The 11,966-nt window shown below is 34.2% G+C and carries 7 protein-coding genes; all 7 read left to right on the forward strand.

Going from position 1 to position 11,966, the window contains the following annotated elements:
* The first annotated feature begins 58 nt into the window (after nt 1–58).
* Nucleotides 59–2,161: a BNR-4 repeat-containing protein gene (locus tag FUA22_RS06380; RefSeq protein ID WP_147767063.1), complete on the forward strand. Its 2,103-nt coding sequence runs from the start codon at nt 59–61 to the stop codon at nt 2,159–2,161.
* Nucleotides 2,162–2,167: 6 nt separating this feature from the next.
* Nucleotides 2,168–4,021, forward strand: coding sequence for a DUF5060 domain-containing protein (locus FUA22_RS06385; protein WP_147767064.1), 1,854 nt, complete (start codon nt 2,168–2,170; stop codon nt 4,019–4,021).
* Between the two features lie 236 nt (nt 4,022–4,257).
* A complete protein-coding gene (locus FUA22_RS06390) occupies nt 4,258–5,229 on the forward strand; it encodes a Gfo/Idh/MocA family protein (RefSeq protein ID WP_147767065.1) in 972 nt (323 codons plus the stop codon).
* 9 nt (nt 5,230–5,238) lie between these two features.
* A complete protein-coding gene (locus FUA22_RS06395; RefSeq protein WP_241664767.1) occupies nt 5,239–6,594 on the forward strand; it encodes a family 43 glycosylhydrolase in 1,356 nt (451 codons plus the stop codon).
* A gap of 15 nt (nt 6,595–6,609) precedes the next feature.
* Nucleotides 6,610–8,874 carry a glycoside hydrolase family 3 N-terminal domain-containing protein gene (locus FUA22_RS06400; RefSeq protein ID WP_147767066.1) on the forward strand — a complete coding sequence of 755 codons (2,265 nt, stop codon included), beginning with the start codon at nt 6,610–6,612 and terminating at the stop codon, nt 8,872–8,874.
* Between the two features lie 6 nt (nt 8,875–8,880).
* Nucleotides 8,881–10,008, forward strand: a complete 1,128-nt coding sequence (locus FUA22_RS06405) for a glycoside hydrolase family 88/105 protein (protein ID WP_147767067.1) — start codon at nt 8,881–8,883, stop codon at nt 10,006–10,008.
* A gap of 84 nt (nt 10,009–10,092) precedes the next feature.
* Nucleotides 10,093–11,856: a sulfatase family protein gene (locus FUA22_RS06410; RefSeq protein ID WP_147767068.1), complete on the forward strand. Its 1,764-nt coding sequence runs from the start codon at nt 10,093–10,095 to the stop codon at nt 11,854–11,856.
* Nucleotides 11,857–11,966: the final 110 nt, after the last annotated feature.

The following is an 11,966-nucleotide window of genomic DNA, read 5'->3' on the forward strand; positions in this document are numbered from 1 at the left end:
AATGCCAATAATTTAAATTATTGGCATTTTTTTTTTTGAAAAAAGAAAAGATAAAAAGATGAAAAAGGTTTACTTATTCTTAATAATGTTTTGTTTTTCTCAGTTCCATTCTGGGCAAGAAAAACAACTCATAGCTGCCTTAGAAGAATTGAGTCAGGTAACAGGAGCTGGAGAAGGTGGTCTGTATTTTGCAGGAACTAAGGATGTAAACTATAGATTTTCACAGCGAATAACACCTCATGGCGATTGTGTTGATGTGGTTAATGGCTATGCTTTTGTTACCTGGTACAAAGGAGGTATGGATACTCGAAATTTAATGCTTTCTAGAAAAAATTTAAATGTATCAAACTCCAATTGGATTACTATTGAATTTCCACATAAACATGTAGGTCAAGGCGGTGAGTTACTTAACGGTACCGGCATAAGAGGTGATTCTCATAATACGGCAGCCATAGGAATCAGTACAATAGATGATACAATTCATATCATATACGATATGCATGCTTACAGATCTACTTCTTTACCTAATGATTTTTTTAATTATTCAGTGTCTTTAAAGAATAAAGCTTTTGTGCCTGATAATGAATTTACATTAGCTATTTTTAATCCAAAGCAAAATTATTTAAAATCTGGAGGCGATTACGAACGTATGACTTACCCTATGATACATAGGGCTGATGATGGTAGTTTGATTGCAAGATATAGACAAGGTGGCTCTGGTAATGGAGATATACTTTTAGCGCATTATGATGGTAATGTATGGAGCAATAATTGGTTGTTTCATGAAGGAACTTTGTCTTCACCAAATACGAATAATATGTATGGCGGTGAGCGCTTTTTAAACGGTAAATTTTACTCCGGCTTTTCGATAAGATACTCTACTAACAATGATATCAATACCAGTAATGGTTATATGTTAAATAGCGGATTATATTATGCTTACACTAACGGAATTCCTAAAAATGCATCCACACCATGGTTTGATGTAAATGATACTTCTATTTCTTTACCAATCCGAAATAATATTAATCCAAACTTAGATCCAGTTCAGATTGCACAACCAGGAGATGATTACGGAACAGCCTCATTACCTAAATCGTCTTCTGATCCAGCATGGACAGTTACTGAAAATGGTGCGATTCATTTTGTACAACGTGTTGATAGTAGAAACGTACACTATTATAAGTTGGATGCCGATATTAATTTTTCTAGTAATGTAGGCGGACTCATCCCGAATCCCCAAACTCGTGGAGAAATTTACAGTTACAAAAACCATGTATTTATGGTAGAACTTTTAGGAGGAAAAGTAAATATTAAAACCACTTTAGAAGGACAAAATGATTGGAAAATAGTTTATATCGGAACAGAATCTATAAACTTTAATCATTTTGATGCTTTCGTAGAAGGTAATAAACTATATGTTTATCTCATGGAAGATACTGGAAACAATTCACCAGGAGTGGGTGATAAACGCCCATTGTATTTTCAAGAATTCACACTTTCCGAGGAAGACACTCCAACAAATCCTGATATTGTTCTGGAGGCTGAGGATTATACAACGGCTTCTAATAATATTGTTGTGGGTACTAATCCAGCAGCATCTGGAGGTGAATATATTGATGCGTTTGCAGGAGCTCAGTTTATTGAACATAAATTTCAGGTAACTACTGCAGGTACTTATGATTTTATTCTTTTTGCAGCAAATAGAAATAGAGATGATTCCATTATGGATATTGAAATCAATGGAACGCTGTTTGAAGATGTTTTAATAACAAGAACCTTTGATTGGAATGTGTATTTAGAAACTCGGATCCCTAATATTATACTAAACCAAGGGGAAAATACAGTAACAATAACACAACGGAGATCATTATCTAGCGAACCTGATAAGATTGAATTTGAACTTAAATCAGCTTTAAGTATTAATAAATTTAGTACAAAAAAAGTGTCTATTTATCCTAATCCTAGTGAGGGTGTTTTTAACCTAAAGTCGAACATTCAAAATTTTCAATATAATTTGATAAATCTTCATGGTCAGGTTATAGAAAGTGGAAAAGTTTCAAGAAATAAGGTAGATTTCACTAATAATGCTCAAGGAGTTTATTTTTTAAAATTATTTAGTGAAACAGATAGACTGATAAAAAAGATAGTTATTAAATAAAATACAATGTATAAATACATTTCCATCCTGGTTTTGGTTTTTATAACCTTTAATTCATGTTCAAAACAAAAAGAAGTTAAGATTGAAGGGGAACTTAAAAAGTGGCATCGGGTTACCTTAAATTTTGAAGGACCCGAAACTACCGAAATAGATGAAAATAATCCATTTTTAAACTACCGTTTGGATGTGACTTTCAAATGTGGAAATAAAACCTATGTTATACCTGGGTTCTATGCAGCAGATGGTAATACAGCCGAAACCAGCAGTAATTCAGGAAATGTATGGCAGGTAAGATTTACACCCGGTACAATAGGGGAATGGACTTATTCAGTATCATTTAAAAAAGGCGAAAATATAGCGGTTGCCGAAGATATCACAAAATCCTCAAGTGCGGGTTTTATGGATGGTCAAACAGGACGTTTTAACATTTCAAAATCAGATAAAACGGGAAATGATAATAGAGCAAAAGGGCGCTTGCAATATGTTGGAGAATCGTATTTAAAATTTGCCGAAACCCAAGACTATTTCATAAAACTTGGTGTTGATGCTCCAGAAAATTTATTAGCCTATACTGATTTTGATGTGTCTACAAATGCTTTAGGTTTTCAAAAAACTTGGGAGCCTCATGCTAAAGATTTTGATGAAACTTCAAAAACCTATGTGTGGCAAGAAAATAAAGGAAAAAACCTATTAGGAGCTATAAATTACTTAGCCAGTGAAGAACTTAACGTATTTTCATTTTTAACTTTTAATGTAGACGGCGATGATAGAAATATATTTCCTCATATATTAAAAGTACCAATTCAAGAATACGAAACATACGCCAGTGTTAAAAAGAATAAAGGAGCTTGGGAAACCATGTTTCACAAAACACGGTTTGACGTTTCAAAGTTAGACCAATGGGAGCGCATTTTTGAATATGCCGAAACAAAAGGTATGTTTCTTCATTTTAAAACTCATGAAACAGAAACGGATCATTTAATGGATAAAGGTGTTTTCGGTATTGAAGGAAAACTGTATTACCGAGAATTAATTGCAAGATTTGGACATCATTTATCCATGAATTGGAATTTAGGAGAAGAAAATAATCAGCCTATTGAAGAAGTAAAAAAAGTGGCCGATTATGTATCTAAATTAGATGCTTATAACAGTCATCTAGTTATTCACACCTTTCCGAATAAAGACGATAGGTATGCAGAATTGGTTGGAGACCAATCACCATTAACCGGAGCTTCATTGCAATTAAGACACCCCGAGTTTATTGATGTACACCCAAGAGTTTTAAAATGGCGTGATAAATCTAATGCCACAGGAAAAAAGTGGGCCCTGGCTGTTGATGAACCCGGAAAAGCAAATATTGCCTTATTACCTGATGACGAAGACCCTGAACATAATCAGGCCAGAGGTAGAGCTATGTGGGGTGTGCTTATGGCTGGTGGTTTTGGCGTAGAATGGTACTTTGGTTATGCAAGTCCTAATTCAGATTTAACCTGTCAGGATTTTAGAAGTCGCGATTTGTTTTGGGATCAGAATCGGTACGCTTTGCAATTTTTTAACAACCACATTCCCTTTTGGGACATGGAGCCTCGTGATGATTTAATGTCAGACGATATATCATATTGTTTAGCCAAAGAGGGTGAAGTTTATGTGGTTTACACAGAATCTAATGCAGATAAAATAAAAATTAATTTGCAAAAACCAGAAGGGGAATATGAGATTAAATGGTATGATCCAAGACAAGGGGGAAACTTACAAGATGGTTCTGTTTTATCGTTTAATTCTACGGGAGTTGTTAAATTAGGTTCGCCTCCATCTTCACCAGATAAAGACTGGGTAATTTTATTAAGTAAGAAAGAATAAATGTTTTGCTAAAAACGCAATTTCACCATAACAGTACAGGACAGGTCTAAAGGTTTCATATTTTATCTTTATCGTTCATACAAACTATGTTCGGTTTTAATAAATAATGAGAAACAAATTAAATAAACTTTCGGTTGGTCTTTTACTGTTGTTTTCAACAACTACTTCATGTTTAAGTAATCAAGTAAAGGCTGCCGCTTTAAGTGAAACAACATGTAAGTAAGAATACGCAGAAGATGAGTGCGAATAGTGTCAATTGGGGAATTATTGGGTGCGGTGATGTTGCCGAAGTTAAAAGTGGTCCTGCTTTTCAGAAAGTAAAGGGATCATCTTTAATTAGCGTAATGCGAAGAAATGAAGAAAAGGTAAAAGATTTTGCTAAAAGGCATAACGTGTCACATTGGACCACCAGTGTTACTGAATTAATTGAGGATAAAAATATTAATGCGGTCTATATTGCAACACCACCTTCTTCGCATTTAACCTATGCGTTGCAAGCTATTCAAGCTGGTAAAGACGTATATTTAGAAAAACCAATGGTTCTAAATACTAAGGAAGCCATTGTTCTTTCAAAAGCATTAGACCAGAGCAATACAAAAGTAACGGTAGCTCATTATCGTAGAAATTTACCTTTGTTTATTAAGGTGAAGGAATTGTTAGATTCTAATATTATCGGTAATGTTTCTTCAGCAGAAATAAATATAACCCAATCTCAAAACGCAAATTTAATAGCCAAAACTGATGAAAATTGGAGGTTAAATCCTGTAGTTTCAGGGGGAGGTTACTTTCATGATATAGCACCACATCAAATAGATTTAATGTGTTATTATTTTGGAGATGTAACTAAAATTAAAAGAGGTCATATTGAAAATACTGTCCCTCCTAGTGATTTTGTAACTGGAGAAGTGGAGTTTAATAATTGTATTCAATTTAAAGGAAGTTGGAATTTTGTAGCTTCAGAAGATTGTGATAACTGCATTATTAAAGGAGAAAAGGGAATTATTTCGTTTTCTTTTTATGGCGATGAGATAACTGTTTCTATTGATGATATAACAGAAAACTACAAGTTTGAAAATCCTAAACATGTGCAACAACCAATGATAGAACAAGTTGTGGGTTATTTTTTAGGAAAAAATGAAAATCCATGTTCAGTTGAAGAGGCTGCTGTAGTGACTAAAATCATAGATGAATTTTGTGGAATTGAATAAAACAGATTAATGGGAAAGCATATTAAAATATTTAAAGGAGTAAGTTATGCAGCATTATTTATGGTTTCTTCTTTATTTTCACAAAACCCCATAGTTTCAAATAAGGGTCTAAATGATCCGCATATTCACATATTTAATGATACGGCTTACGTTTATGCTTCTCATGATAAATCCATAAATAACGACAAGTTTATTATGGAAGATTGGTGGGTTTGGTCGTCGCCTGATTTAGTAAATTGGACACAGCGTAGTGTTCTTAACCCTAAAGAAACCTATATAGGAAAAGATTTTTCACGTTGTTGGGCAACAGATGCGGCTCATAAAAATGGAAAGTATTATTTCTATTTTTCTGAGGGTAATGAGCAAACAGGTGTTGTTGTTGGAAATTCACCAGTTGGTCCATGGAAGGATATTCTTGGGAAGCCACTATTATCTGCAGAATTAACCCCAACTCACGAATACGACATGGCTATTTTTGAAGAAAACGGTCAGCACTATATCATATTTGGGGTTTGGGATTATTACATAGCTAAGCTAAATGATGACATGATAAGTTTGGCCGAGGCTCCAAAAAAAATAGAAATTAAAAACCCTAGAGGGCCTTATAATCCCTTCGGAAATAACAATAAAATGCCAACAGATGATAAACCGTTTGTTCATAGGTATAATGGTAAGTATTATCTTTCTTGGGGCTGTTTTTACGCCATGTCTAATAATCTTTATGGACCTTATGATTATAAGGACACTGTAATTAAAGAAGAAAGTTTTGCTGAAGGATATGATGCGCCTACATGGCCAAATGGCTTTTTACAAGGACGCCATGGTTCTTTTTTTGAGTGGCATAATCAATGGTATTATATTTATTGTGACATCAGTCAAACAGGAAATAGATATTTTAGAGATGCCTTTATAAGCTATGTACACTATAAGGATAATGGTGAAATGGAAACTATTAGAGTGGACGGTAATGGTGTGGGGAACTATGATGCAAATGATAGTATTGAAGCTGAAGATTATTTCAAATCAAATAATTTAATTAAAGTTGAAAATACTAAAGGAGGGTTTTCAGTACAACCACTTGAAAGTATAAGTTATGCGGTTTACCCTAATATTAAAAATTTGAATAATAAAACTATTTTAGAATTGGAAGTAATAGCCGAGGAAGCTTCACAAATAGAGGTTAGGGAGGGCAATCCTGAAGGAAATCTGCTTTTTTCTTGTGAAGTACCTAAAAATGACATTTACACAATTCAAAAAAGAAATTTTAATACTAAGAACCTGAAAGATAATCAGTCTATATGCCTTGTGTTTAAAGGAGTAAATAGGAAGTCTTTCACTTTAAACCGATTTAAATTTAAAAACTAAAACTATTTAAAACTAATGAAGAAATTACTTGTTTTAGCGACATTCTTAATTTTTGCTTCATGCAACAATAAGGAGTCTAGTTCCAAAGATTATAAAGACGCTTCTTTGTCTATCGAGGATCGGGTTGAAGCCTTATTACCAAAATTATCGCTTGAAGAAAAAGTAGCGCAGATGCGTATATTTCATGCCAACATCGGCGTGAAACATGATGAAAATGGAAAATTAAAACTTTCCGATAAGGTTGTGGAAAAACTGAAGTTAGGTATTGCTGGTATTAAAAACCCAGGAGAGCATATTGATGCTGTTGCTGCAGCTAAGTTGAATAATGAACTTCAAAAGTATATTATAGAAAATAACCGATGGGGTATTCCTGCATTGTTTGTTACAGAGTCTTATAATGGTGTAGATGCAGAAGGTTGTACAAAATTTGGTCGCCCAATGACATCGGCAGCATCATTCAATCCAGAATTGGTTAGACGTCAATGGGATGTAGTTGGTAGAGAAGCGAGATTAAGAGGTATGCATATGTGCCATTCACCTGAAGCGGATATTGTTCGTGACCCTCGTTTTGGACGTATGAGTGAGGCTTTTGGAGAAGATACGTACTTAACAACGCAAATGGTTAAAAATGCCATAATAGGAGTGCAAGGTGATTATGAAGGATTAGGTAACGGTACACATATTGGTGCAGTTGCAAAACATTTTGCTGGATACGGACAAGTATTAGGAGGTTCCAATTTTGCTGCTATTGAGATTTCTGAAAGAACCTTGATTGATGAAATTTATCCTCCTTTTGAAGCAGCCGTTAAAGAAGCTAAAACTCTTGGTATAATGGCATCTCATGGTGATTTAAACGGTGTTGCAAGTCATGGTAACCCAGAATTGTTAACGGGGGTACTTCGTGATCAATGGGGATTTGAAGGGTATGTTGTTTCAGATTCAAATGATATCGCCCGATTATTTTATTTTATGAATGTAGCCGAGTCTCCAGAGGCGGCTGCACAAATGGGCTTAGAGGCAGGTATTGATATCGATTTATATGCTGAGGATTCTTATGCATATTTACCAAAAATGGTAAAGAAAAACCCAGAACTTGAAAAATTAATAGACAGATCGGTAAGGCGCGTTTTAAGAACAAAATTCATTTTAGGGCTATTTGATAATCCTTATATCAACATTGAAGATGTAGAGAAAGGAAACAGAGCAGCTTCTTCTTTAGAATTGGCAAAAGAATCAGATTTAGAATCTATCATTCTATTAAAAAATGAAGATAAAATCTTACCGTTATCAAAAGATAAGTCTTTAAAAGTAGCATTGTTAGGGCCTTTATTAAAAGATAATACAAAGGAAATGTTTGAATCGGTTTCGGGTTCAAATATTAAATTTATTGCAGAAAAAGGATTTCAATTAACAAACCAAAAAGGTGGTGCACCTAAACTTTTAGATAGAGATCCTAAAGCCATAGCAAGTATGGTTAACAAAGCAAGGTCTGCAGATGTATCTATCTTATTTTTAGGAGGAGATAAGTTTACGTCTAAAGAAGCTTATTTTAGTAATAGTACTTTAGGAGACCGTGCAACCTTAGACCCAGTTGGACCGCAAGATGAGTTAATAGAAAAAATTAAGGCTTTAGGAAAGCCTGTAATTGTTGTATTAAAGCACAGAAGAACATTATCGATTAATACTATAGCTGAGGAGGCGGATGCCATTTTAGATACTTGGGATTTAAGTGAATTTGGAGATGAGTCTACTGCAAGAATTATATTTGGAGAGGTATCACCATCTGGTAAATCACCGGTTACAATTCCTAGATCTATTGGTCAAATACCATTTCATTACAGTATGAAAGAGATTAACTATAAGAAAGAATATTTATTCTTAGGGCAAGGGCCGCTTTATCCCTTTGGACATGGTTTGAGTTATGGAGATTTTGAATACTCGGATATTTCGATCTCAAATGCTGAAATTACACCAGGTACTGAGTTGGAAGTTAGTGTTAAAGTTACTAACAAAGGTAATGTAAAAGCTAAAGAAGTGGTGCAAATGTACCTTAAAGACGAAATTGGCTCCGTAACAAGACCGGACAAAGAGCTCAAAGCTTTTGAAAAAATAGAATTAAATGCAGGTGAAAATAAAACCGTTTCATTTAAAATAACACCAAAAATGTTAGAGTTTACAGGAATTACAATGGAAAAGGTTTTAGAAACGGGAGATTATACCGTAATGCTTGGAACCTCTTCAAAAGACTATTTAGAAACTACATTTAAACTAAAAAAATAAGATATAATGAATAAGACGATTTTAACACTTTTAGCAGTTGTATTATTATTCAATTGTTCAACAGCTCAAAAAGTTGCTGAAACACAAGCTATAGATAAAGCTCAGGTAAAAGCATCCATGATAAAAGCTTTAGAATGGCAGGAAGCACATCCTATTATTGCTATTGCTCCAACAGATTGGACAAATGGAGCCTATTATACAGGTGTAGCTAGAGCGCATAAAACCACTAAGGATATGATGTATATGGCTGCTTTAAAAAATCAGGGTTATTGGAACAAATGGCAAACTTTTTCAAGACTTCATCATGCCGATGATGTGGCTATCTCATATAGTTACTTATATATTGATATGACTGACAGTAGAAGAAATTTTGTGGATTTAGAGCCTACTAAAAAATTCTTGGATGCTCATTTGTATGAAGATGATATTTGGAAAAGGGGAACTAGAAAGAATGAAATGGGACAAACCATTTTATGGTGGTGGTGCGATGCCTTATTTATGGCGCCACCTGTTCTTAATTTGTATGCCAAACATACCAAACAACCTAAATATTTGGATGAGATGCATAAGTTTTATATGCAAACATATAATCAGTTGTACGATGAAGAAGAACAACTATTTGCAAGAGATATGCGCTATGTTTGGAAAGGATCAGATAAAGATAAAAAAGAAGCCAACGGAAAGAAAATATTTTGGTCCAGAGGGAACGGTTGGGTGTTTGGTGGTCTAGCTCTAATATTAGATGACATGCCTCAAGATTATAAGCATCGTCCGTTTTATGAAAAATTATATAAAGAATTGGCAGCAAAAATGTTAGAGATTCAACCAGAAGATGGTTTATGGAGAACCAGTTTGCTTTGTCCAGAGTCATATAACCATGGTGAAGTAAGCGGAAGTGGATTCCATACGTTTGCTTTAGCTTGGGGAATAAATAATGGTCTATTAGCTAAAAAACATATTCCAGCAGTAAAAAAGGCTTGGAATGCCTTAGCGGGATGTCAACATGAAGATGGTAGAGTTGGATGGGTACAAAATATTGGAGCTTCCCCAGAGCCTGCATCTAAAGATAGTTGGCAAAATTTTGGTACAGGTGCCTTTTTAATGGCGGGTAGTGAGATTTTGAAGTTGAATTAATAAATTAATCATAAATGAAGAAGGAGTAGGAGCTAATAACGCAGTTATTAAATTTCTACTCTTTTTTTATTTAATTTTAAGGACATGAAAATAACAAAACTATTAATAGTTGCAATTCTCCTTTTTTTGGGTTGTCAATCAAAAGAGAAATCAAGTAGAGATAAATTGAATGAAGAGGTTGATTTAGAGTTTCCAAAACGACCAAACATACTCTGGTTAGTTACCGAAGACATGGGCCCTTATATTCCACCTTTTGGAGATTCTACAGTAGCAACCCCTAATCTAAGTCGTTTGGCAGAAGAAGGTGTGATATACCCGAATTTATTTTCAACTTCAGGGGTTTGTGCACCAAGTAGAGCTGCTATTGCTACGGGTATGTATCCGTCAAGTATAGGAGCCAACCATATGAGAACAACATCATATACAGAAGTAACGGGTTTACCTAAATATGAAGCTGTTCCACCCTCAGATGTGAAAATGGTAAGTGAACTTTTAAGACATAAAGGGTACTACTGTACAAATAATTATAAAACAGATTATCAATTTAATCCTCCTGTTACTGCTTGGGATGAAAGTAGTCCATATGCACATTGGAGAAACAGGCAAGATGAGCAACCTTTCTTTGCAATATTTAATTTTACCGAAACCCACGAATCAGGTTTGTTTGAGCCTTATGGATTTAGGGAAATTGAAACACGATTTTATAAAGCAGGTGATAAAAATTACAAATGGAAGAATTTTGGTGGGTCGCATGCTAAAAATAGAATGAAAGAGGAAGAGACACCAGTACATTTGCCAAAAGATACTAAGTTTAATATTCCGCCATACTTACCAGATAACGAAGTAACACGTCGCGATATGTGGAAACTGTATAATAATATTGCGGAAATGGATAAACAAGTTGGAGTGGTTTTAAAACAATTGGAAGAAGATGGTTTGTTAGAAAACACCATTATTTTCTTTTATGGTGATCATGGAGGCCCATTACCAAGAGAAAAACGATTAATTTATGATTCGGGTTTAAACACCCCTATGATAGTCAGATATCCTAATAAGAAAGATGCCGGAACAAAAAATAATGAATTGATAAGTTTTGTTGATTTTGCTCCAACATTATTGTCTTTAATTGATGAAAAACCTAAAAGTTACATGCAAGGACAATCCTTTTTGGGTTCACATAAAGCGCAAGATCGTTCTTATATTCATGCAGCTGCCGACAGGTTTGATGGATTTACTGATGCTATTAGGGCGGTTAGAGATAAGCAATACAAGTATATAAGAAACTATAGGCCAGAACAAGGCTATTATTTGCCAGTAGAATACCGCGAAAAAATTCCAACTATGCAGGAATTATTAAGACTTAAAGAAGAAGGCAAGTTGAACAACATTCAAAAGCAATGGTTTAGAGAAAGTAAACCAAAAGAAGAATTGTTTGATTGTGACGCGGACCCGTATGAGTTAAATAATTTAGCTAATGACCCAGCTTGCCAAGAAAAGTTAAATGAGTTAAGCGCAGAAATGGATAAATGGCTTACAGTAATTAATGACAATCCAAGTCTTCCAGAAAACCAATTAGTCGCCAAACTCTGGGAAGGTAGTGATATTCAGCCAACAACTTTAGAACCAATAATAACCAGTGAAAATGGTAAAATAACCATTAGTTGTGAAACAAAAGGAGCTTCATTATGCTACAAACTTATTGATGGTGAAGGAGAAGTACCAAAAACATGGAATATGTATCAAAAACCATTTGAAATTTCAACTGGTACTAAGCTACAGGTTAAGGCTCATCGTATAGGATACATTCCTAGTAAGCTTGTCACATTTTCTAGCTCTAAATCACTTTAGTTTAAATCTAATAGTTTAAATGAATATTATGTTTTTATAAAACATTCTAAAAAAGATAAGTGTTGTTTTATATAGAATGTGAATTACAGACCTATAAGGTTAATATCAAA

Origin of the sequence: Seonamhaeicola maritimus, from assembly GCF_008056315.1 — a bacterium.
GTDB classification, from domain to species: domain Bacteria; phylum Bacteroidota; class Bacteroidia; order Flavobacteriales; family Flavobacteriaceae; genus Seonamhaeicola; species Seonamhaeicola maritimus.

What these genes read in the sequence shown, in the direction of transcription:
- FUA22_RS06380 (WP_147767063.1), top strand. Translation starts at nt 59, where the DNA reads ATGAAAAAGGTTTACTTATTCTTAATAATGTTTTGTTTTTCTCAGTTC.
- FUA22_RS06385 (WP_147767064.1), top strand. Translation starts at nt 2,168, where the DNA reads ATGTATAAATACATTTCCATCCTGGTTTTGGTTTTTATAACCTTTAAT.
- FUA22_RS06390 (WP_147767065.1), top strand. Translation starts at nt 4,258, where the DNA reads ATGAGTGCGAATAGTGTCAATTGGGGAATTATTGGGTGCGGTGATGTT.
- FUA22_RS06395 (WP_241664767.1), top strand. Translation starts at nt 5,239, where the DNA reads ATGGGAAAGCATATTAAAATATTTAAAGGAGTAAGTTATGCAGCATTA.
- FUA22_RS06400 (WP_147767066.1), top strand. Translation starts at nt 6,610, where the DNA reads ATGAAGAAATTACTTGTTTTAGCGACATTCTTAATTTTTGCTTCATGC.
- FUA22_RS06405 (WP_147767067.1), top strand. Translation starts at nt 8,881, where the DNA reads ATGAATAAGACGATTTTAACACTTTTAGCAGTTGTATTATTATTCAAT.
- FUA22_RS06410 (WP_147767068.1), top strand. Translation starts at nt 10,093, where the DNA reads ATGAAAATAACAAAACTATTAATAGTTGCAATTCTCCTTTTTTTGGGT.